Origin of the sequence: Chitinophaga polysaccharea, from assembly GCF_902150045.1 — a bacterium.
In the GTDB taxonomy this organism is placed as follows: Bacteria; Bacteroidota; Bacteroidia; order Chitinophagales; family Chitinophagaceae; genus Chitinophaga; species Chitinophaga polysaccharea_A.
Genome location: NZ_CABFVU010000001.1, coordinates 2956254 through 2979510, shown reverse-complemented (window position 1 = coordinate 2979510; position 23257 = coordinate 2956254). Strand labels below are relative to the sequence as shown.

22 protein-coding genes are annotated in these 23257 nt (G+C 47.3%); 9 read left to right on the top strand and 13 right to left on the bottom strand.

Going from position 1 to position 23257, the window contains the following annotated elements; all coding sequences use genetic code 11:
• Nucleotides 1–33 precede the first annotated feature (33 nt).
• Nucleotides 34–414: a hypothetical protein gene (locus FN124_RS12270; RefSeq protein ID WP_142685007.1), complete on the top strand. Its 381-nt coding sequence runs from the start codon at nt 34–36 to the stop codon at nt 412–414.
• Between the two features lie 385 nt (nt 415–799).
• Nucleotides 800–1312, top strand: a complete 513-nt coding sequence (locus FN124_RS12265) for an alpha/beta fold hydrolase (protein WP_142685006.1) — start codon at nt 800–802, stop codon at nt 1310–1312.
• Nucleotides 1313–1343: 31 nt separating this feature from the next.
• On the opposite strand, the gene FN124_RS12260 is transcribed toward FN124_RS12265, so the two are convergent.
• Entirely contained in the window at nt 1344–2675 is a 1332-nt protein-coding gene (locus FN124_RS12260; protein WP_142685005.1) for a DEAD/DEAH box helicase, read from the bottom strand.
• A 30-nt stretch (nt 2676–2705) separates the two neighbouring features.
• Entirely contained in the window at nt 2706–3668 is a 963-nt protein-coding gene (locus FN124_RS12255; protein ID WP_142685004.1) for a DUF6528 family protein, read from the bottom strand.
• Nucleotides 3669–3783: 115 nt separating this feature from the next.
• Here FN124_RS12255 and FN124_RS12250 point away from each other — a divergent pair, with 115 nt between their 5' ends.
• On the top strand, nt 3784–4254 hold the full coding sequence (locus FN124_RS12250) for a hypothetical protein (protein WP_142685003.1): 471 nt from the start codon (nt 3784–3786) through the stop codon (nt 4252–4254).
• 207 nt (nt 4255–4461) lie between these two features.
• Here FN124_RS12250 and FN124_RS12245 read toward each other — a convergent pair whose 3' ends face one another.
• From FN124_RS12245 to FN124_RS12230, 4 genes are all read right to left on the bottom strand, one after another.
• Entirely contained in the window at nt 4462–5514 is a 1053-nt protein-coding gene (locus tag FN124_RS12245; RefSeq protein WP_142685002.1) for an SO2930 family diheme c-type cytochrome, read from the bottom strand.
• Nucleotides 5515–5541: 27 nt separating this feature from the next.
• Nucleotides 5542–6813, bottom strand: a complete 1272-nt coding sequence (locus FN124_RS12240) for a parallel beta-helix domain-containing protein (protein WP_142685001.1) — start codon at nt 6811–6813, stop codon at nt 5542–5544.
• Between the two features lie 25 nt (nt 6814–6838).
• Complete coding sequence (locus FN124_RS12235) at nt 6839–9589, bottom strand: TonB-dependent receptor (protein ID WP_142685000.1); 2751 nt, start codon at nt 9587–9589, stop codon at nt 6839–6841.
• Between the two features lie 135 nt (nt 9590–9724).
• Complete coding sequence (locus tag FN124_RS12230; protein WP_142684999.1) at nt 9725–10606, bottom strand: LytR/AlgR family response regulator transcription factor; 882 nt, start codon at nt 10604–10606, stop codon at nt 9725–9727.
• A gap of 348 nt (nt 10607–10954) precedes the next feature.
• On the opposite strand from FN124_RS12230, the gene FN124_RS12225 reads away from it, so the two are divergent.
• The 4 genes from FN124_RS12225 (at nt 10955) to FN124_RS12210 (ending at nt 13293) form a co-directional block, all read left to right on the top strand.
• Nucleotides 10955–11179 (top strand): hypothetical protein, encoded by a 225-nt coding sequence (locus FN124_RS12225; protein WP_142684998.1) that lies wholly within the window; start codon nt 10955–10957, stop codon nt 11177–11179.
• Between the two features lie 170 nt (nt 11180–11349).
• Nucleotides 11350–12369 carry a hypothetical protein gene (locus FN124_RS12220; RefSeq protein ID WP_221887761.1) on the top strand — a complete coding sequence of 340 codons (1020 nt, stop codon included), beginning with the start codon at nt 11350–11352 and terminating at the stop codon, nt 12367–12369.
• A gap of 27 nt (nt 12370–12396) precedes the next feature.
• On the top strand, nt 12397–12807 hold the full coding sequence (locus tag FN124_RS12215) for a carboxypeptidase regulatory-like domain-containing protein (protein ID WP_142684996.1): 411 nt from the start codon (nt 12397–12399) through the stop codon (nt 12805–12807).
• A 75-nt stretch (nt 12808–12882) separates the two neighbouring features.
• Nucleotides 12883–13293 carry a carboxypeptidase-like regulatory domain-containing protein gene (locus FN124_RS12210; RefSeq protein WP_142684995.1) on the top strand — a complete coding sequence of 137 codons (411 nt, stop codon included), beginning with the start codon at nt 12883–12885 and terminating at the stop codon, nt 13291–13293.
• Nucleotides 13294–13486: 193 nt separating this feature from the next.
• Here the strand turns inward: FN124_RS12210 and FN124_RS12205 are convergent, their stop codons facing one another.
• Entirely contained in the window at nt 13487–14002 is a 516-nt protein-coding gene (locus tag FN124_RS12205) for a hypothetical protein (RefSeq protein ID WP_142684994.1), read from the bottom strand.
• A gap of 343 nt (nt 14003–14345) precedes the next feature.
• Between FN124_RS12205 and FN124_RS12200 the strand changes: the two genes are divergently transcribed.
• Nucleotides 14346–14813 carry an SWIB/MDM2 domain-containing protein gene (locus tag FN124_RS12200; RefSeq protein WP_142684993.1) on the top strand — a complete coding sequence of 156 codons (468 nt, stop codon included), beginning with the start codon at nt 14346–14348 and terminating at the stop codon, nt 14811–14813.
• A gap of 167 nt (nt 14814–14980) precedes the next feature.
• Here the strand turns inward: FN124_RS12200 and FN124_RS12195 are convergent, their stop codons facing one another.
• Together FN124_RS12195 and FN124_RS12190 are read right to left on the bottom strand one after the other, a co-directional pair.
• Nucleotides 14981–16576: a Na+/H+ antiporter gene (locus FN124_RS12195; RefSeq protein WP_142684992.1), complete on the bottom strand. Its 1596-nt coding sequence runs from the start codon at nt 16574–16576 to the stop codon at nt 14981–14983.
• 1 nt (nt 16577) lies between these two features.
• On the bottom strand, nt 16578–16877 hold the full coding sequence (locus FN124_RS12190) for a hypothetical protein (RefSeq protein WP_142684991.1): 300 nt from the start codon (nt 16875–16877) through the stop codon (nt 16578–16580).
• A gap of 177 nt (nt 16878–17054) precedes the next feature.
• Here FN124_RS12190 and FN124_RS12185 point away from each other — a divergent pair, with 177 nt between their 5' ends.
• Entirely contained in the window at nt 17055–19301 is a 2247-nt protein-coding gene (locus FN124_RS12185) for a M60 family metallopeptidase (protein ID WP_142684990.1), read from the top strand.
• Between the two features lie 6 nt (nt 19302–19307).
• On the opposite strand, the gene ilvD is transcribed toward FN124_RS12185, so the two are convergent.
• From ilvD to FN124_RS12170, 4 genes are all read right to left on the bottom strand, one after another.
• Nucleotides 19308–21008: a dihydroxy-acid dehydratase gene (gene ilvD, locus FN124_RS12180; RefSeq protein ID WP_142684989.1), complete on the bottom strand. Its 1701-nt coding sequence runs from the start codon at nt 21006–21008 to the stop codon at nt 19308–19310.
• Nucleotides 21009–21022: 14 nt separating this feature from the next.
• On the bottom strand, nt 21023–21580 hold the full coding sequence (locus FN124_RS12175) for a Crp/Fnr family transcriptional regulator (protein WP_221887760.1): 558 nt from the start codon (nt 21578–21580) through the stop codon (nt 21023–21025).
• A 180-nt stretch (nt 21581–21760) separates the two neighbouring features.
• The gene (locus FN124_RS30880) at nt 21761–21916 is read right to left on the bottom strand and encodes a hypothetical protein (protein WP_185937172.1); all 156 of its coding nucleotides are present in this window, start codon (nt 21914–21916) and stop codon (nt 21761–21763) included.
• A gap of 7 nt (nt 21917–21923) precedes the next feature.
• Nucleotides 21924–23249: a c-type cytochrome gene (locus tag FN124_RS12170; protein WP_142684987.1), complete on the bottom strand. Its 1326-nt coding sequence runs from the start codon at nt 23247–23249 to the stop codon at nt 21924–21926.
• Nucleotides 23250–23257 lie beyond the last annotated feature (8 nt).

The window sequence follows — 23257 nt, the reverse complement described above, 5'->3', positions numbered from 1 at the left end:
TATTCGTTCTCTAAAATTAGATAAATATTATCAATGGAGTTAACCACCTTGTATCGCCCTGTAGGACCAGATGAACTGGTATTGATTGAACAATCCGGCTGGAAAAGATTTCCACCCAGGCGGCCGGACCAACCCATTTTTTACCCCGTAATGAACGAGGCATATGCCATACAAATATCGGTGGAATGGAATGTTCCTGCGTATGGATCCGGCTTCGTCACTAAGTTTTCGGTGAATAGTGATTTCCTGAAAAGATATAAGGTTGAAAATGTAGGCGGTGAAATTCACAATGAATTATGGGTGCCGGCTGAAGAGCTGGAAGCGTTTAATGATAATATTGTGGGGGTGATCGAGGTGACGCAGGAGTATTATAAGGACGGATCGTCTTTTACCGATAAATTACCCAATAGGTAATAGGTAGCCTTATACAGATAACATTGAAAACCGGTACGGGATATCATCCCACCTGCATTCAGCACCCATCCCAAGCAAACTGCTGTTGGCGCCTGATCTGCTTTAATGCCACCACTGGCATAGCTTAATTCAACCGGTAATTGAATACTTTTTGATCCGGCAACATGTAAAGGAATGGAAATATTGGCTACTCCAGTATAATTACTGACGGAGATGTCAATCATTTGCTGCATAGCAGCAACATCTGGTGTTTTGGGCGAATAATCAAATTGTGGACGTCCGATAATAGATTGGGCTGAAGTGCCCCGTTATCTCAATTGGTACGGGAATTGAGCAGCAATCCTGAACCGAAAGCATGTGTATTACCTCACCCAAAAACCATTGTATGCCCACTATATCTTACCTCCCCGAACCACCGGATACTTTTAATTTTCGCGGTCAGCAAATCCGCTTTGGCATTATTGGAAAAGGAAGCTCTGTAGTCCTCCTTCACGGCACGCCGTTTTCATCCGTTGTATGGCGGCGGATTGCTCCATGTCTGGCTGAGCATTACCGCGTGTTTTATTTTGACCTCCTGGGACATGGCTGCTCGGAAAAACAGGAAGAGCAGAATGTATCATTAGGTGTACAAAATGAGGTGTTCACAGCGCTGCTCGATCATTGGGGCCTGGAACAACCAGACATTGTTGCACACGACTTTGGCGGCACCACCGCTTTGCGTGCGCATCTGTTAAACAAGCATGACTATCATTCCCTAACACTGATAGATCCTGTTGCAATAGGCCCTTCCGGCTCACCATTTGTTCAGGCTGCAAAAAATCATCCGGAAGTTTTCACCGGATTGCCGGCCTACATTCATGAGGCCATACTTCGAAAAAAAGGCGCCTCAGCATATTGAGACGCCTCTTTAAATCATCTTACAAAATTTCCTATTTCGCTATATCAATCTTTACTTTCTTATTCTTGATCTTCTCATTCTTCACTGCTTCCAGTGCATGCTGCACTTTCGATTTCACTACTGCTGCGAAAGAAAAGAAATCCTTCACTTCTATTAAGCCTATATCTTCTTTTTTCAGGTGCGCCTGTTTGGACAGGAACCCAACAATATCTACTTTATTCACTTTATCTTTTTTACCGGCGCCAATAAAAATGGTGGTCCATTTTGGTTTGTCGGGTATAGTAGAGGTGGCAGGCAGTTCTATATTTTCGATCACTTCATCTGCCAGGTAAGGCATGCGTTTTTCGTCGGGCGCCAGTATGAGTATGGCGGTTCCGCTGGCTTCCATCCTGGCGGTACGGCCGTTGCGGTGCGTCCAGCTGTCTTCCGTATGCGGCAGGTGGAAATGAATAATGTAACGGATATTCGGAATATCCAGCCCACGGGCGGCCAGGTCTGTTGTAACGAGTACATTTACAGAGCCGTTGCGGAACTTACAGAGGGCGGCATCCCGCTCCCGCTGCTCCATGGCGCCATGATAGAAGGTATTGATAATACTTTTTTCAGACAGCATTCTGCTGGTGCGCTCCACTGCTTCGCGATGGTTACAGAACACAATGGTAGAGCGGTTGCCAAGGTAACAGATCAGGCGGAACAGGGTCTCTACCTTATCATTTTCAGGCGATAATACTTCTTTGATCGTTAAGCGGGCGGCAGGAGTGCCTTCTTCCGGCAGGAAGTCCAGCTTTTCCGGATTGTTCAGCGCCAGGAAGTCCGGGATCTCCACTGATTCCGTAGCCGACGTAAGCATCCGCTTTTTGATATTTGGCAATGACGCTATGATGAAAGACACTTCCTCCTGGAAACCCAGTTCCAGGGTTTTATCAAATTCATCAAGCACCAGGGTTTCAATGGCCGCGGTGGTTATATTTCCCCTGCGGATATGATCCCCCAGGCGGCCGGGTGTACCCACAATCACCGCAGGAGGCTGTATCAGGTTATTTTCCTCTGTTTCCCGCAGGTGCCCGCCATAACAGGCGGTGATTTTATACCCCGTGCCCATCTGTTTGAACACTTTCTCTATCTGTAAGGCCAGCTCACGGGAAGGCACCACTATGAGGGCCTGGGTGCTTTTATTGGCAGGATCGAGCCGTTCCAGGATGGGCAGCAGGAATGCCAGCGTTTTACCGGAACCGGTAGCTGACAACAGGATTACATCATCGTGATGCTTGTTCGCTTCCACCGATGCCTGCTGCATTTCATTGAGTGAATCGATCTTGAGATTGGTAAGAATATTACCTATTGCGTACTTTTCTTTTTGCATTTGCCGCAAAAGTACGAAGATTAAAGGGTTTTACCTGCACAAATGCATCTGATCGCCTGCCGGGTAGCTAAATGTATTAGGCACCACCCATCTTGCTTTGTAGATCTTCCAGCCTTTCCGGATGAACAGGCGCTTGCCTTTGGCGTCTATCACCTCGTCTGTCCACCAGGACACTTTAGGCCTGGCCACAATGGTTGGAAACCCATTCCCTGCGGAGGAAACGCTTTTAATATTTGCCTGCACCACATCTGCCTGCGTCAGCTTCAGGGTAACGGGATCAAACTTGTATACGTTGGTGGTGTTGGTAAGCCATAAACTATTTTCGCCATATACAGGGAACAGGTCATGTGCTTCTGTGCCCGGAAGGGAAAAAACTGTATCCTGTACCAGGTCCGGAGCATTACAGTTAAAGTTGTACCGGAAGGAATGCATATGTTCCCTGGCGGCAGACCATAACCGCTGCTGTTTTGCATCCCATACTACGTTATGGCCGAAATCGATGGGGATCTTTTTCGTATATACATCACCGGGGTAATGCAGGGTATCTGTTTTAAACACCATCAGGTAATTGCCGGTGCTGGAAGCGCTTACAATATTGCCATCGGGCAACAGTTCGGCGGAATGGGTATTGCCGCCTACGTAGGCATAGAATATGGTTTTCTTATCAGCCACCCTGATCAGCGCTACGCCTCCACCGGAGGCATTCATTAACACGTACCCGTTATTGTACACCATTTTAGCATCGCTGGGATTACTGAACCATTTTACATGTGCCGGCTGCACATTAGAGCTTTCCGGTTTCCATTCCCAGATCACCCTCCCGGAAGGCACTTCTGCAATCACGATCCGGTGCTGTGATTGTTCCGCTATTACCAGACATTTTTTACATGCCGCTACTGCAAGTGTGTCCTGGTTATTTCCATTATTCTGGGCAGTAGCGCCAATGGCCAGCAGGCAAAACAAAGCGGCCGGTAAGGATCTTCTTTTTTTCATTGTTTGTAAGATATAACGCCACCCCTGGCGGCGGCGCCACATAATTACAATTTTTTCCGGGGAAATAAAAAGGTGCGTACCAAAGCAATTGCGCCATTTTCCTTATTTTCACTATATGAAAACACCTTATATTTTACTGGCGCTTGGCGCAGGCCTCTTTGCATCCTGTAACCAGCAAGGCGGGCAGCAGCAAACCAATGTTGTACAAGATTCAGTACCACCGGTAGTGGAAAAAGAAAAATCCAGTCATTGCTTCGAGAAAGTACTTGGCAGGGATACTATCCAGCTCAGGATCACTATGCACGACAGTGTAGCTACCGGCACCCTGGTATATAATTTTTTTGAGAAAGATAAAAACACCGGCCAGTTCAACGGCATTGTCAGTAACGGTATTATCCGTGGCAAATACGTTTTCTACAGTGAAGGCGTGGAGAGTTCCCGCCCGGTGATCTTCAAAATATCCGACCACGAAGCCTACGAAGCGCTGGCCGACAGCGTGGATCACCAGGGTTTACCCATATTCAACAGCGATAATGCGGCGCTTAAATTCGATAACATTCCCCTGGTGGAAGGCGCTTGTAAGTAAGGCCTCCGGCCTTACGCGGATTTTTGTCTTGGAACGCTGATTTTGATGATTAGTTTGATTTTATTTAGGTTTTTATTTTTATTAAGGGAGATATATGCGAGTGAATGAATTCGCTGATATCTCCCTTTATTATTATCAAATTCCAAAAAGTAAAATCAAACTAATCATCAAAATCAGCGTAATCAGTGTTCCAAGACAAATTTCGCTTTATTTCATCCCGCGGATCCACTGCCTTATCAGCTCCACTCCTTCCGCATGCACTACTGTACGCGCCAGCTCTGGCATCGCGGTGCCCGGCTCTACGCTGTTCATGCGGTAGGCAAGGATGGAGTGCTGCGGATCACCGGGAATAACATCGTAATCCAGCCCGCCGGCGCCGCCGCCGGCAGATACGGGCGATTTCATGATGCCCAGGTGATCCGGGGCAGTTTGCTCATATTCCAGGAACAAACCCGTATTGAATGCATCGCCGCCTTTGGTATGGCAATGCGCACAGTTTACATCCAGGTAAGCGCGGGCGCGCTCATTCACGGTGTAGTGAAGGCTGTCTTTCCAATCCGGCAGGCGCGGTACCTTGTCAGGTGAAGGCATCCCCGCCAGCAACCCGTTGGCAGCCCACTGCTGCAGCTGATCCTGGGTTTGCCCCTGCCGCACAAAATTAAGATTACGCGCTTTGGGCCCTATGGGCGTAAGCACGCTGTTGTTAATGTGGCAGCGTTTACAATCGTTCGTATTGGGCATCTGGTACATGGTGGAGTGCTCACGCCCCTTGTCGTCCAGGAAAGTGACAGGGATCTTTTTTCCCAGGATCCATTTCTCTGCATCCTGCTGTTCCTTGTTCCACAGGTAGTTCATCACTTTCCACTGGTGGTCTGCCGGATCTTTGAACAGCAACCGGGTCTCTATCATGATCTTTTCGTGTGCCGGGTTGGTGTAGGCAAAGTTCTTTATGATAAAAGTAGAATCGGGAAAATCAAGCGGACCATGATCTGTATAGGCCACTGTTTTCCCTTCCGGTAAAACAATAAAGCGGTCTTTTACTGTGTAATCGGTGAACAATGGCGTTACCAGCTCATAGTTCACCACACCTTTACGCGGCTGCAATGTTTTAAGCGCGCCGGTAAAGAATCCATAATCAGATAATTTCGGTTTAAACTGGAACAGCCCGGCCGTTGCGGCAGGCGCCGGCTTTTGCTGACAGCTCTGCGTGGCGGCGATCCATAAAATTAAACACATCACAAATAAACAGGACTTCCTCATCTCCCTTAAAAAATTTAATACAAAAAACTATTTACATACATAAGGCGTGATATCGGTACTGGGCTTCCAGTTTTTCGACATCATATTCATGGCATCCACGTTCACAAACAAGTTAGGACCTGTTTGCTGTATGCAAAGCGAATCGGGGTTCACAGCAGTGCCTTTTGTAAGAATGTTGGTGGTAATGCCATCATAGGTAATAAAAGGCAGCCGCGCATTTTTCCTCGACGGATCATCTGCATTCAGTTTCTGTTCTATGCCTACCAGTACTTTACCGGTATGATGCTCAAATACTGCCGGCGGAAATGCAGGTCCCACTTCCATGATATTATCATGTATATGCACATTACGGGGAATGGGAAAATAATGATCATTGATCTTTCCTCCTGCTTTTTCATCAATAAAAAATCCTGACACCACGGAAATGGCGCTGGAATTATTATTAATGATGCGGTTGTTGTACAGCTCTATATCGGATGCCGCAAGGATCACTACGCCACTGCCGGGAGCAGCGTTACCTACGCCCCAGGTGGAACCGAAGCTGCCGGATTTGGCAAAATTCTTTTCGTTGTTGTCATGCATATAATTGTTATACGCTTTTACAAAGCCTCCGCGTTTGGACAGGTCGGGCAGATCAAAAATGAGGAAGCCGGCGGTATTGCCCCAGAACTCATTGTCGTATACCTCTGCATGGGAAGTGTTTTCTATTTCGCAGCCGGCTACATTTTTAAATGCCTTGCATTTGCGTACAACAGCGCTGTCGGTTTGCCCTACGTAGATGCCTGCATCGGATGCGCCCTGTGCGTAGCAGTTTTCTACCAGCACGTTTTTGCACATCACGGGATAAATGGCGTAGCCGCCGCTGGTGGAATCGGAAACAGACCAGATGGCATGCACATTGGTAACTACCACCTTTTCGCTTTTGTTGATCTTGATCAGGTCGCCCTTGGAGTCGCGCAGGGTAAGACCGTCGATGGTAAAGCCCTTTACATCAGTTACCCGGATGCCTTCCCCACCCTGGCTCTGGGCGGAGAAATCAAAAATAGTTTTATCCGGTCCGGCGCCCTGGATGAGAATGTGATTCACCTGGGCGATACTGAGATTATCAAATTTGTAGGTGCCTTCCTTTAAGGTGATGCTGCTGCTGTCGGTCAGCGACAGGAACGCTTCGGCAATTTTTGTTTCTTCGCCCGGGCCAAACTGCAGCCGGGTCTTATAATCGTTTTTCTCCTTAACTTCCGGGCCCTGGCAGGCTGCCAGCAGGGTTATCAATAACCAACAGATAGGATACCGTTTCATATACAGGTTGTTTTATTTAGATAAATCAGAAAACATTGTAAGCGAAGGTGACGTAGTACATCCCCCCGATGGCCGGGCTGCCAAAGCCATTTCTGTAGTAAGTATTGGTGAGATTTACCCCTCCCAGTTTAATCGTGGAATGCGCCTGCAGGAGCCGGTAACTCACCTGGGCGTCAATCACTGCCGAGGCGGGCACCGTACCGCTGCCAAAACCAATCTGGTAAAAATAGGCCGGTCTGTAACGGAAGGTAGTATTAAATGAGAATCTTTCCTTCTTACCAAAACCGGTATTTCCAAAATCCACGTTGAATTTATAGTTAGGCGTATTAAAGTTATTCACCTGGCTGTTGTTCCGGTTTTTCAGGAAATCGGACGAGAAATTCACTTTTGCCAGGAAATGTTTCGACAGGTCTACGCTCACACTGGCGGCATAGCCATAGGTATTCACTTTTTCCGCGCCGTTATAGGCAATATTATACTGGATATAAGTGCTGTGATCCAGGAAGGCATTGGGATCTGCTGTACCCGGCGTATTGGCCACGTTTACATAGCCGATAAAATTTTTCCAGGTAGAATAATAACCCAGCACATCTATCAGCACCCGGCCTGCAATGAGCGAGGAATAACCTAACTCAAACGCATCTACCGACTGCGGCTTAATGTCGTTTAAACTAAACTGCTTGAGATCAGCAGGGTTCTTTGTGCGCTGGAAAGAATCCACGCTTTCCAGGGTATAGGCCGGGTATTTATTGAACTGGTATACACCGTTGAGCAGCCTGTCTGACCCGCCGGAGGCGAAGCTGTTGTAATCGACCGGGGTGCTCTGGAGCGACTGTATATTAGACGGGAAGCTGTATGCGTTCTGGTAAGAGAAACGGATAAAACTTTCCTTGTTCACTTCCAGTACGGCAGATACCCGGGTGGTGACCCTGGCCTTGGCGAACAGGGTATTCTTATCGTAGCGGAAAGCGGCTGCCAGGCTTAGTTTTTCGCGGATCACTTTTTTGGTGAGATGGGCGTACGCACTGTATTCGGCTACATCAATAGGGCTGTCGTTGTCCGGGAACAGGGTGCCTTTGGAATCCAGCCGGTAAAGACGGTAATTCAAGCCGGCAATCAGTTCTGCAAACTTTACCAGGTGCGTAAAATTATACTGGGCCTCTGCATTGAACAGGCGGCTTTTATCTGTGAACAGGGTACCGCCTTTGGAGGTAGGGATGTTGGAGATACTGTCTTTCAGATGCAGGAACTGCGGGCTGCCGGCATCGGGCCTGCCCTGGTCGGCAAAGGCCCTGGCCAGGTTGCTGGCGTCTATATAGCTCTGGCCCTGCGACATGGCCTCCAGCAATGCGCTGGTATACTGCGGGTACCAGCCGTCGCCTGTACCTGCGTCATAGCTGGGCTTCCAGGCCTCGTTGATCAGCTGGGCAGTAGGCATGGCAATGATAGTGCGACCTGAATTTTCCCGGGAAGTATAGGCCCTTACAAACCAGTGCTCGGCTTTCACTTCAGCGCGGTATTGCCCCAGGTGAAAACCGGTGAGCGCGTAACGGGTATCATTGCTGTATACCGCGTTGCCCTGTCCGTAGGTGCCTGAGAGGATAGCTTCCAGCTTGGGTTTGATCTTATAACGCAGTTCCACGTTGGCTTTAAACATTTTGGCATCGCTGCTCAGGTAGCCGTATTCGGTGTAGCCGGTGCGCGCCACCTTATGCTGGCCTTCTGCCAGCAGGGGCGCTATGATAGGCTCCAGCTCCGGCACCTGTGCCAGGGCGCCTTCCAGGAAGGGATTTATGTCAACCGATGTTTTGCTGCCGTAAATATTCACGCCATTATAGTTAGGGTCCTGCCGGGGGCCACCGGGACCGTTGGTATTGGTGGTATCGTTGGCCATCCAGTCTTTCGCCTGGGTGTACTGCACATTTATTTTAAAGGCAAACTTATCGCTCACCTTTTTACCCCAGCGCACGGTCCAGTCGTAATAAGGCGATGGACCCAGCGGGTCGTTGGATTTTCCTTTCTTCACGTGATTCACTCCCTGCGTGATCTGCGCGCTTAGCCCCTGGTATTTGAACGGGTCCTTGCCGGTCATTACCATGGTACCATTGAGGCCCCGGGAGCCGTATAATGCGGAAGAGGCGCCGGAAAGCACCTCCAGGTTGTCTACATCCAGTTCAGTAAGACCGATAATCGCCCCGATAGGGAAATTAAGACCGGGGGCCTGGTTATCCATACCATCCACGATCTGTGTGAAATTGGTATTGCCGCTGGTGTTGAAACCGCGGGTGGTGATGGTGGTGAACAGGAGACTGGAAGTGGTTACATCTACTCCCTTGAGGCCCTGCAGCATGTTATAGTAGCTGGGCTGGGGGGAATTGATAATGTCTTTGGTGCTGATCCTTTCAATGGTTACCGGCGACTCAATCTTCTTTTGTGTGAACCGGCTGGCAGAAACCACCACTTCTTTTCCCAGTACCGAAGCCGGCGACAATTCTATACGCTGGAACCCGGGGCCGGAAATGATGATCTCTTTTGTTTCGAAGCCCACCGATGACAGTATAAGGGTAACAGGATAATTTTTCCGGGTAGAGAATTTAAAATTTCCCTGGTCGTTGGTATAATCCCCGTTCTGTGCTTCCTTCATGGTTACGGAAACAACGGGCACTACTTCCTGGGTAACGCTGTTGCGGACGTTGCCCGAAATCACGATCTGTGCATTTGCCGTAAGGCATCCCCCGAACAGGCATACCATACTTATGATAAAGGATCTTAACATCGGCAGGTGGGATTTAGATGGCTTGGTTGTTAGTCGTTTATTGCCTTTGCGGCATAGCGATATTACCAAAATCCCTGCACGGGAAGTGTTGGTACCATTGACTTTGGGGCGAAACCAGGGCTATTGGGGGTAAAATCAGGGCGTGGGGGCGAATCGTTCCTGGAAGGCGGTTAAACAGCTGGCCGATACCGGCACGCTGATATCGCTCAGCCCTTCCAGTTCCAGGTAATGTCCTTTTGAATTTTTCTTAAAAAGAACCACTTTGGAGATGTTTACAAGATATGAGCGGTGTGCGCGCACGAAAGTACCGGCAGACAGGTAAGTCTCCAGTTTTTTCAGGGAGGTTCTGACCAGTTCTTTACTGATAGTATTCCCGGAGAGGTAAAACACCTGCACGTAGTTGTCTTCCGCTTTCATGAGCAGCAGTTTGCCCGGGTGCAGGGTAAGTACGGGCTTATCATGTTCATCGCGGATCAGGATACAGGGATCTGCTATGGTTTTGATTACCTGTTCTTTTTCGAGGCTCCGGAGCTGGGCCATCTTCTCCCTGGTAAAGAACCACAGGAGGGCAATGCAGTAAGGCAGTGGTAAAATAAGGGCGATATAACGGAGGGTATTAATAAATTCAGACCAGGTAAGGAAAAAGGTATCCACAAGAATTACATCCACTATAGTAACCATCACCGCGATACCCACTATTTCTCCTACAAACCAGCAAAGGTAAGTAGCGTTAGTAAGCCTGCGGCGCCACTTCAGGCGGTACAGGCCGAACTGTGAAATGCTCAGCACCAGTACCCCGCACAGGGTAAAAATAAAGAACAATGCCATCAGCGACAGCTGTTGCCCTTCGTACCACATGTTAATATTAAATGGCAGAAAGATGTACATGAACAGGAAACTGAAAACGCTGCAAAATACGATCAGGGAAATCCTGTTGGCTACAGAATCCAGTAACGTAAAGCGGGGTTGCTCTGCAGCATACCTGGAAATAAGTGGCAAAGTAGGCAAGCTTTTCATGTAGTGGATGATTTACTGTAATTAAGTTAAGCAAAAAAGCCGGAATGAGAGCGCGCTGTCAAAAGCGGGGTAGCTCCCGGGGTTTTAAGTAGAAGCTACGCCTGACGCGGTCAATGAGCCATTTTTTTGCTTTATTAATTTATTCTATCCGGACAATACTAAATTATCATATATTTATACCACCTCTTAATTAACCCGGGAGGTCCCATCTATTATGTATGATGGTTGGTTATGCCACCACATAAACACAAATTCAAAAGATTGAGAGAGCATGTAGAGGTTATTCTATGTGGAAATATTTTACTTTATTCTAGTATCAGCATTTAGCGATGTTACCCAAAAAAAATTATGAAAACTAAATCTGTATTGTTTCTACTCACCCCCTTATGTCTGTTGTACCTATTTCTTGCCTGCAATAAAAATAACGAACAGGCAGATTCGATGGACCCTGACACTGGTCTGATTCAAGATGCAAAAAATTATTTTATGAAGGAAGTATTGCCTGATAAGCTCATACAAAACCCTATTGTGGAGCGCAATAACAGACTTCCTTTAGGCAAAATTGCAAATTGAAGAATGTGTCCAGGAACTAAGATGGGGAAAAACAGTAGTTGTGCCACTTAATCTTCCCAACATATATATAACAACCGATATGGGTGGAACAAAGCGGTCGCTTAATGGCACCTCCTTTCTTGTAGTTAGTTTATAGTGATAAGAATAAGGTTAAGCAGGCAGATGTCGTTTTGCTGTTTCCGGACAGCAATTCAAAGAAGGATGCATTCTCAGGTATGATAATAGTTGAAGATTGGGACGGAGACATCAAATCGGGTTACAAATATGAGAATGGTCGTGAATACAATGTGGTTACGACAGTAATTGATAAGCGTAAAAGGAATGTAACAACGGAACAAACCTGCATTACGACCGATTGGTACAATTGTGTTAAGGTAGGTAGTTATCCAACGGACTGTCATTACAATTACTCCACAACCCAATGTACAAGTGGCGGCAATACTGGAGGAGGTGGCGGTGGTTGTAATTGTTGGCCTGCGCCCCTGGACCCTGAGACGGTAACTCTTTCAAAAGAAGAGCTACTAGAAAGCTTTGATCAGCGCGCAAATCAACTCAATTTGCCGGAGTGCGCACGGAACATCTTCAATAAATTATTGGCAATAAGGACGGGGGAGTTTGCAACAATTATTAATAATTTTACAGGGCAGATCGCCACATATAACTGGACATTGGTAATAGGAGACGCAGGAGGAAAAACAAATGCTAGTACAAATCCCTCACCTTACCGGGAATCGGTAATATCTACTTTTGATGAAAGATATCTGAAAACTGCAACAGACCTGTCAATTGCAAGAACTATGCTACATGAAGGCGTTCATGCCTGGCTGGTCAATGCTTTTAGAAGTAACCAACAGAAGGCAAAGCTGGACTATCCAAAGTTGTTTGAAGAACATGTGGCCGGAAAAACTGATTTAAATGAGGTACACCATAATGAAATAGTACGGTCATTTATTAATGACATAGCTCACAACCTGGAATTATTTGGCCGGGCATCAGGTTATGTACTTAGTAGTCAGTATTACGCGGATATGGCCTGGGGTGGCTTGCAGACTACCAGGTATTTTATGAAGTTACCACAAGCAGATCGGGACAGAATAAATGCAATTCTTGAGGCAGAACAAACTGCGTCATCTGTAGAACAAAGCGATGGTACCACTGTATCGCCCAAAGGAAAAAGAGCCTGTAACTAAATACAATAACAACTAAAACTATTGAATATGAATAAACTATTAATAAGTCTATCCCTCCTTATATTTTTAGGCTCTTGCGGGTCATGGTATAAATCAGGGCAAGGTACCAAACAATATTCAGAAAAGAATGGAAATGAGTTGGAGGCGGTAAGACTAAAACGTGCAAGTAAAGGTGACGACAGTGCCATTGTAACAGGCAAAATCAGTATAAAAGGTCCTTATTCCGATAGCTTTATGACCAGAATCACTGTAAACGACAAGCATTACCAGGGGGATTCAACAGGAAGGTTCACATTTAAGTTAGCTGAAGGAAAATATAACTTTACAGGCGCAGCGTTTATGTACAATGCACTATCGGTAAAGAAGATTACGCTCTTAAAAGGCGATAGCCTTGTGTTAAATTTTAAATTAACGCCAACTACGGAGCTGCTGGAGTAGAAAATACGGCTGCTGATTTCAGCCTCACTGAACCGGTGAGGTCATTTTATATATAAAAAAAACGTAGCTGTATATATGAATAAACTATTAATAAGTCTATCCCTCCTTTTATTTTTAGGTGCCTGCAGGTCATGGTATAAATCAGGGCAGGGTACCAAACAATATTCAGAAAAGAATGGAAATGAGTTGGAGGCTATAAGACTAAAACGCGTAGGTGAAAGTGACGACAGTGCCATTGTAACAGGGGAAGTCAGTACAAAAGGTCCTTATTCCAATAGAATAATACCAAGAATCACAATAAACGGCAAGGGTTATCAGGGGGATTCAACAGGGAGGTTCACATTTAAGTTAGCTGAAGGAAAATATAACTTTGCAGGCGCAGCGCTTATGTACAATGAACTATCGGTAAAGAAGATTACGCTCTCCAAAGGCGATAGCCTTGTGTTAAATTTTAAATTAACGCCGTCTACGGAGCTGCTGGAGTAGAAAATACGGCTGCTGATTCCAGCCTTACCGGTTCAGTGAAGCCGTTTTGTATATAATAACAACGCCGCCAAATATACGCAAAGGATACTACCCGGCCGTTATATACAAAATCACAATTAATTGATTATCAATATAATTTTAAGAAATTACAAGAAATATATGTAAAAGAAAGGCCGGAAGATATTTCTTCCGATCATGACCAGGGCTCCTCTCCCGGTTTCAATGCTTTGCCCCGTTGTTTTTCCGCAACGGAAAAAGCTTCATCCGTCAATGGCCGGAAGCCCTTAGGTGCTTTGGAAGCAGGACCTTTGTAAATGCCGATAAAGGGTTTGGGGAAGGTTTTGCGGGTAACGGGATCGGTCATACGAAAAAACTGCGGGTACCAGCCCTGCACGGAACTATTGTCCGGCAGCGGTTTTTCCGCTGTCTTATTCCTGTTGGCTAATATGGCATCCAGGGAGATGTTGTTAAGCGCAGCTTCCGAAAAGAAATAAACTTTGCGCCCGATCAACCGGCCATTCTTTGCTCCCTTAAAAACGCCGGCGTGGTGCCATTCTGTGGAAAATACGCCCAGTTCCTTCGCTGATATTTTCATATTGAACTTCTTCGACAGTAATACCGCCGCCTCACCGGCTTTTAATAAGCCCTTTGCTTCCGCATCCTGGTAATTTTCAGACTTTCCCTGTCGCAGGTAATCACTCCTTTTCATGGTGGCAAGATACAATTAAGTGCTTTAAAAGTGGGCCTGTATTGTTTTTAGCCTGCAATCACCCAATAACAAAAGGCGATCAGACCCGCCACAACCGGAGAAATTGCCTACCTGACTGCCGTAAACTGGCATATGTGTTGATGGTTTCACGGGATACTTACCGGAGTGCTCCTTTGCTTTATGCCGTAACGACCCGGAAACAACCTGGCCTTTATGTGGTACATGCTGCAACAATACAGGGGATACCCGCGTTTTAAAACGGTATCACCCTGAACGTTGACCCGGAAATGAAAAAGGTCATCGGAAAAACTGAATAAATATCATCTTAAAACAACACAAAAAAATGGCAACAAAGAAAACCACTGCAGGAAAATCCAAAACAGGTTCCACTACAAAAACAGCCGCAAAGAAAGCCGCTGCGCCCAAAAAAGCAGCTGCTGCAAAAGCCCCTGCTAAAAAGGCTGCGCCAGCCAAAAAAGCAGCGGCTAAGAAAGCAGTTCCTGCTAAGAAAAGTGCCGCCGCAACCAAAGCAAGTCCTGCCAAAAAATCTGCTGCAGGTGCATCCGGCAATTCAGGCCTGAAAAAACCGCTGTCTCCCTCCGCTGACCTGGCGGCCGTTATTGGCGATAAAGCGCTGCCAAGAACAGAGATCGTTAAAAAGGTATGGGACTACATCAAAGCCAATAAACTGCAGGATACCGCCAACAAGCGCATGATCAATGCAGATGATAAACTGGGTAAAATATTTGGCGGGAAAAAGCAGATCTCCATGTTCGACCTGGCCAAAGTGATCAGCATTCATGTGAAATAAATTACCGGCAGGAAAGGTGAACCAGCTATGAGCGGGCGCCTCCGGATAAACCCGGAAGCTCCCCTGCCGGTATGCTACGCCCTTTCAGGAAGCATATTTATATTTCATTTACGAAGCCCAAAGTAACTGCGAGCATGCCCTATGAAGCCCGGAATGACCTGGCCCTTTCAGGAAGCATGCTCATATTTCATTCTCAGGATCTCTTCTTCAATATCCACCAGCTCATGAAACTTCCTGATCAGCTCATGCGAGGTATGAGGGTCCCTGTTGAGTTCGTGTAATATGCTACGCTGGTGGTCCAGCATCTTCAGGTATACTTTCTTGTATAACTTATGATCCACCCCATCCGTTTTATTGTGCATGGCCACTGCTTTGCGGTGCTCCAGGTCGTCCCGCAGCTGTTTTAATGCTTCATGCGACTTCACCTCCTCGCTGAAATGCGTGTCCAGGAAATGAATGCTCCCTGCCAGCAGCCGGTCGCGGATCATCCGTTCCTGCTCTTCAGCAGGCAGCTCATTATCCGGGTCTTCCATTTTCACCCACCGGATCAGCACCGGCAGCGTAAGCCCCTGCACCACCAGGGTAAGCAGTATCACCGTAAAGGTGATGAACAGGATCAGGTTGCGCTGCGGGAAAAGCTGACCATTGTCCATATACACGGGGATGGATAAAGCCGCTGCCAGCGATACCACGCCCCTCATACCTGCCCAGCCGAGGAGCAATGGCCCTTTCCAGCCCGGACGGTTATCGGCAGTAGTGATGTACCGGCTGATAAATACAGTGAACACCGAGGCGAACATAGTGCAAAGCAAACGGGTTACGATCAGCACCACGGTAATAATAACACCGTACTTAATAGCTTCAGAAAGACTAGCAGTGCCCAATTCCTTAATGATCACCGGCAGTTCCAGCCCTATGAGCATAAATACCAGCCCGTTCAGCATAAATCCCAGCGTGGCCCACACATTGGCTCCCTGCAACCGGCTCCGGTATGTAAGAAAATGCTGGCTCCGGGCCGAGAGGAACAACCCTCCGCTCACTACTGCAAGCACCCCGGACCCATGGAAATATTCTGCGGAGATATACATCACATAAGGCGCTGTAAGCGTTAAAATCACATCCATATCTGTACCGGTAGGCAACCAACGGTGGATAGTATAGTATAATAACCCTACCAGCAACCCGATGGCAATTCCCCCTGCAATCGCAATAACAAAGCTCAGCGCCGCATTTTGCAATACGAATACGCCCGTAGTAACGGCCGTGCTGGCAAAGCTGAATACGATCAAACTGGAAGCGTCGTTCATCAGGCTCTCCCCTTCCAGGATGGAGGAAAGTCTTTTAGGCACTTTCACATATTTCAGGATTGTAGTGGCAGATACAGCATCCGGTGGCGACACGATCCCTCCCAGCACAAAACCCAGCGCCAGCGAAAATCCCGGGATCAGCGCATGCGACACCACGGCTACTACCCCGGAGGTAAAGATCACTATCAGAAAAGCGAAGATGGAAATAACACGCCGCCACCGCCACAACTCCTTCCAGGAAGTATACCAGGCCGCTTCATATAGTAAGGGCGGCAAGAAGATGAGCAGGATCATTTCCGGGTTGATCTGGATAGAAGGGAACAACCGGAACATGCTAAGCGCAAGTCCACCCAGCACCAGTACGATGGGGTAAGCAATTTTCAGCTTCTGGGCGATCATCACCAGAGATAAAATAAAAAAGATCAGTAAAATGTATTCTATAACGGTAGCGAGCATACTAAAGATTCTGGTGCTTGAATTTAGTGCTCAAGTTAATATGTTTTCCTGATACCATAAAGATGCCTTCTCCCCTGTAATGTACCGTTTTAGGACATTTTGGATACCCCGCAGCCTGTGCTGCCACTACTTCCAGTATAAAGAAATTGTAACCTTTCAGCAATTGGGTATCAGCCACCATGGTCATAATATTGGTACTGTTCTTCCAGCGGGAACTTACCAGCACAACAGGACCAGGCTCCAGGAACCTGCGGATCTCCGATACCGGCAGGCCGGCTTTCTTATAGGCTCGTTTTATCATTGTATTATTTGCATTTAGTGTCACTGCTATAATACACAACATCCGCAATAATCATACACAACACGTGGCGCTGTTTATTGTCAGACCGGCTATAATATTCCTGTCTAGTCCGGGAAGATCCCCGCAGCTATATTTATTATTATTAAATTGACATTAGTTTATTATTAAACCCAGCTCATGACACCAAGAAACACTGCCGCCGGTATCCTTTTATGCCTTATTTTTCTTTATCATTCCTTATATGCCCGGCAGGGCGATCAAAAACAACTGCTGAATAAAGTGCAAAAGATAATGTTGCCGCCAGCCCCTGATGATGCAGCGTTCACCATTCCCATCAGCGAAATACCTGTTATTATTGCCACCGCAACTGAAAAAGAAATCAAACAGCACCTGCCTGTTATCGTCACTTCCCGGCTGGGTAAAGGCAGGATCCTGATAACAGGATCGGACCAGTATTTTAAAAAGCCGCTTTCAAACGATAAAAATATACAACAGCTGCTGCAAAATGCCATTGCCTGGGCAGCCAATACCAAAGGCAATACCATCCAGCTATGGGGTAGTAATATGGATCTTCCAGCATTCCCAAAAGGATATAAAAGTATAACCGATACCGTTAGTATCCATCCCGCAGCAGGCATTATTATCATTACACAGGATGTTACCGATTCTGTTAAAATAAACAGCCTGGAAGCATTTGTAAGAAAAGGCGGCTCCCTCATATTCGGCTCTCCCGTTGCCGGCATGCTAAACCAGCAAAAGGTCACTTATTTTGAAATGGGGCTGAACCAGCTGTTCAGGAAGGCAGGCATGTTTCACATCAGCTCTACGGCAAAACCGGATGATAAAAAAGGCTGGCTTACTACCAACCCTATCCCGGCTTACGTACATATCACTTCTTTGCTGAACGAGTTTAAAACACCTGGGTTTATTCCCCCCACTGCGGAGGCAGACAGCTACTCAAGTACCATCGCCAACTACCTGTTCAATAATCCCGGCACATCTGCCATATCCAATAAGATCAGGGCATTATTCGAAACATCGCAGGCGCCCGTTATCCCTTCTCCCCAACATCCTGTTTCAAAAAATGATGTAAAAAGCATGTTAATCTACCGGGTACAGAACTACCTGGCTACACAACGCCAGCAATCGCATCCTGACACAGGGTACATACATCCTGCCAGCAGAATATTCCCCGGCGAGGTAAGCAAAACTGCCCCGAGAGTGAATGAACAAATAGTGATCCCCATAAAAACCGGCGCACAGGGTTTACTGGAACCTGATGGAATTTTTTACAGGTGGCACAGCACCGGCCTGTATGTGGCCGCGGGCGATACCGTAACAGTGACCATACCCGCGAACTGTATTCCCTTGCACCTGAAAGCGCAGATAGGCGTGCATGAAGATGACCTCAGCCACATGACTTACTTCACCCGTCATATTGATAACCTCACCAGGACGTTTGAACTGGAACAAATGGTCACTACTATCTTTTCTCCCTTCGGCGGCCTGCTGATGATCAATATTCCAGACACCTCTTCCCTGAAAACGCTTACTGTAAAGGTAAAGGGCGCCGTTAAAAGCCCTTATTTCAAACAGGGCGTTACCAGCCTGGACGACTGGCAAAAGACCATCCGCCAGTATCCCGGGCCCTGGGCGGAACTGGCCACCGATAAAATTATACTCACTGTCCCTTCCTATCGTATCCGCCAGCTGGATGATCCCGGGAAGCTCCTGCAGTTCTGGGATGAGGTAATGGATGCCGATGCTAAACTGGCAGATATCGCTCCCGACAGGGTTCACCCGGAAAGGATCATCATAGACCAGCAGGTGGCCTTCGGTTATATGTATACTGCCCCCTATAAAATCATGGCGCCCGATGATGAAAGCTGCGCCCTTATGCTGGATGAACAGCAGCTGCGTGCAAAGGGTTCCTGGGGTCATTTTCACGAACTGGGCCACCGTCACCAGTTCTGGGGCATTGATTTCAATGGCCTGGGCGAAGTAACTGTAAACCTGTACACGATGTATGTATATGATCACGTATTACATAAAGGGCTTTATAACCACGAAAATATTTCGGGTAAACAGGCAGTAATGGATGATATACGTAAGTATATGAAAGAACAACCGGGTTTTGATAAATTTTGTGAAGATCCGTTTCTTGCTTTAAAAATGTACATCGAGCTTATTGAAGGTTTTGGCTGGCAACCTATTGAGACGGTGTTTAAAAAATACCGTGCCCTGCCTGCTTCGCAATATCCGGTAACAGAAGAAGATAAAAGGGATTACTGGTTTACGGCTATCTGTGCTGCCACGCAGAAAAACCTTTCTCTCTTTTTTGAGAAGTGGCAGGTACCTGTTAGGGAAACAGCGAAGAGCTCTGTGAGTAATTATCCCCCATGGTTGCCGGAGGAGTTGAAATAGTAATGATTAAAACGCCTCCTGTGCAAGATCGGTCACGCATCCTTCAGAAGCGCTGCTTACGGCCCGGGCGTATTTTAACAATACCCCACTCTTTACGTTAGCTGCGGGCTTCACCCATTTGCTGCGGCGCACTGCTATCACCTCTTCTGCCACCTTCAGATTAAGGGTGTTGGTTACTGCATCAATCTCTATCAGGTCATCATCTTCCACCAAAGCAATCAACCCGCCTTCTGAGGCTTCCGGTGTAATATGTCCTACCACGAAACCATGCGTTCCGCCACTGAACCGGCCGTCTGTGATCAATGCCACGGTTTTGCCCAGTCCTGCGCCAATAATGGCTCCTGTAGGTTTCAGCATTTCCGGCATGCCTGGCGCGCCTTTAGGCCCTATATAACGGATAACGACCACATCACCTGCTTTCACCTTACCCGATGTAATACCTTTGCTGAAAGCTTCCTCGTTATCAAAAACGCGGGCCGGTCCGCAGAACTTTTCACCTTCTTTCCCGCTTATTTTTGCAACACTTCCTTTCTCTGCCAGGTTCCCGTATAATATCTGCAAATGTCCACCCGGTTTGAGAGGAGTTTCCAGTGGCATCACTATTTTCTGCTTATTGAAGTCCAGCTGCGGCACCTTCTCCAGATTTTCTGCCAGGGTTTTACCGGTAACCGTCAGGCAGTCTCCATGCAGCATTTTTTTCTCCAGTAAATACTTCATCACTGCAGGAACTCCGCCATGCTCATGCAGGTCTTGCATGAGGTACTTACCGCTGGGTTTAAAATCCGCCAGCAACGGCACACGGTTGCTGATATCCTGGAAATCGTCCGGAGTAAGCGGCACATCCGCACTTTTGCCAATTGCAATCAGGTGCAGCACGGCATTCGTACTGCCGCCCAGCGCTATCACCAGGGTAATGGCATTTTCAAAGGCTTTTCGCGTCATAATATCCCGGGGCTTAATATCCTTCTCCAGCAACAGTTTGATGGCCTTGCCGATGGCGGCGCATTCTTCTTTTTTATGCCGGCTTACAGCGGGGTTGGACGAAGAGTAAGGCAGGCTCATTCCCAAAGCTTCTATAGCGCTTGCCATGGTATTTGCGGTATACATACCTCCGCAGGCGCCGGCGCCCGGACATGCATGCCGGATGATCCCTTTGAAGTTTTCCTCGCTGATCTTACCTGCCACTTTTTGACCCCATGCTTCGAAGGTACTTACCAGGTTAATATCCTCTCCCTGGTAATGCCCCGGCGCAATCGCACCTCCATACAACATGATACCAGGGCGATTGAGCCGTCCCATGGCCATCATTGAGCCAGGCAAATTCTTATCGCAACCGGGTATGGTAATCAGTGCATCATAATACTGCGCGCCGGCATTTGTTTCAATGCTATCCGCAATCAGATCGCGGCTTACCAGGCTATAACGCATTCCGGGCGTGCCCATGCTGATACCGTCACTAACACCGGCCGCATAAAAGCGCAGCCCCAGAAGCCCATCGGTCTGGTTGATGTGATCCCTCACCTCTGTAGCCAGGTCATTGAGATGCATGTTACAGGGGTTGCCGTCCCAACCCATACTTGCAATGCCTACCTGCGCTTTGTTGAAGTCCTCCTCCTTAAAACCGATGGCATAATACATAGCCTTTGCACCGGGCAATGTTTCGTCCTGCGTTAATACGCGTGAATATCTGTTGAGTATTGCTGACATGATGTTGGATTTTATTACATGTGTGATTTCAGCCTGCTGAGCGTTTCAGGAGAAATGTTCAGGTAAGCGGCGAGATTGGCGTTAGATAATCTTTGTATCAGTTCCGGATTATTTTCAAGCAGGTTCCTGTACCGTTCGGTGGCATTCTGTGTAAGCAGGCTGTTTAGTTTGGAGGTAATCACAGTTAACCCGTATTCAAGTATATAGATATACATTTTATCCCATGCCGGTATCGTTTTCCTTAACCGGAAAAAATCATGATGGGAAATCACCAGCAATTCAGAAGCTTCCACAGCCTGTATATATTCAGATGAAGGCTCCCTCGAAATAAAACTGACAATAGACGTTAAGAAAGTATGCTCAAATGCCATGAACCGGGTAGCTACATTATTATCGTTACTGTAATACAAACGAAGACAACCTTTATTAATGAAGAAAATCCGGTCGGCTACCACTCCTTTCTCCAATAACAATTTGTTTTTCGGAACTTCGACAGTATGGAAGCAGGATAATACTGTGCTTAGCTCTCCATCGTCAAGCGATGTTTTTTCCCGTATCAGATCTGCAAGCATTGTTATCATATATCAAAGCTACAGCGAACCTTTTTAAAAAACATTGACCTTGGTCAAAATCGAAAAGAGGACATATCAAAGTACTATATACCCTCTTTTACCCGGATGCCTGATGAAGGCCGGCTGTTGTTTAAGCGAAGCTCCGCGCCATCATTTATTTCTGATACATGCTCTTTTCAATTAATAAAACCCTTTTATCAGCAGGTAATCCTTTTCTTCCGCTGCATGCTTCTTCAGCAGCTCCGCATCTTTTGATAATAATTGCACCGTGCTGCTGATAAGGATCACCAGGCGAAGGATACAGAACAACAATAGTATAATGGCTATGATAAACATATGAAAGCTATTTAATGGAAAGAATGTATGCAGATAATTCATTCAGATCTTCTTTTGACAACTGCGGGAAGCCGGGCATTTGCGGGTATCCTGCCCTTTTTTTTCCCGGCGTTTTGATCCAGTGCTGCAAACCGGCTGCATCGTTTTTATAAATGCTCACCATTTCCGTCATGGGCGGGCCCACCAGTTTTTCGTTGGGCCGGTGACAGGACGAGCAATTAGCCTGGAAAATAGCAGCGCCTTTTCCTCCTTCTCCCGGCGGAGTTTCCGCATCCTCCTGCACCGGGTGCATCCTTGCTTCGGCCGATAAGCGCTCAAACTCCGCAGTTTTGGCTGCCATCAGCTTTTTATGCGGCGCCAGCGCATTGGCCCGGTACACCTGCCTGCCGCTGCCCATGCACAATACCGTGAGGGTCATGGCTGCCACCACTTTACCAAAATGTTTGTTGAGCTGCTCCTCCGGTCCGTTAATGGCTTTCCACATCCAGTACATGGCGGGCAGCGCAATGGCGGCTCCTGCAAAAATGATCCCCAGCAGGCGCCAGTTCATCCCTTTCGCCGGCAACGTTAACAGCACCACCGGCCCAATCATAAACTGGAACAATGAAAATGCGAGAGCCAGTGAATAGGTTTTCTTCCTTACCTGGTACCGGGTAAGCGTAGTAAAGTAACGTTCAAAAGGATAATTCCTTCTCCCGAAATACCAGCACAAAAACAAACCCGTTACCGCCATGGAAGCAGAGAGAAAGTGGAGGTACCGGGGAAAAACGTTAGGCAGCGCCAAAGCGCTCACGAATCCCCTGACGGTGCCCCACTTCTCAGGAAATAACATCAGGTTAATGTTGGCTAAAAAAATAAGCGGGATAAATAGGAACACCAACACCGCTGCCGCGATAATGGATATATGCAGCGGCTTATTATGCTCCAGCTTATGCCACGTATATTTATGCAGGTAAGTGAGCAGGAAGGCAAATGTAACCAGTGGAATGATGGAGATCCACATCAGCCCGGTCAGGGCGTTGGCGGAATAAAAGTAAATGGTGTAAAGCGCGTTGATGCTCAGTAAAGGCGCCACGCCCAGCACTACCGCCAGGCTTTTGTTGACCGTAATGGTCCGTGCGATCTCATGCGCCAGGGTATCGTACTCTTTATCCTTCAGCCCTTTCAGCTGCGTCCATAAGATAAGCACAGAACCGCCCAGCATCAGGTTCACAAATACAATATGTGCCAGGAACGACACTACCAGTAATACTACCAGCAACCATTCCGGCAAAGGCAGATCCAACGGGATATCTCTTGGCACAGGCGTACCCGCCTGCAAAAAAGCTGTCATGTTTTTGA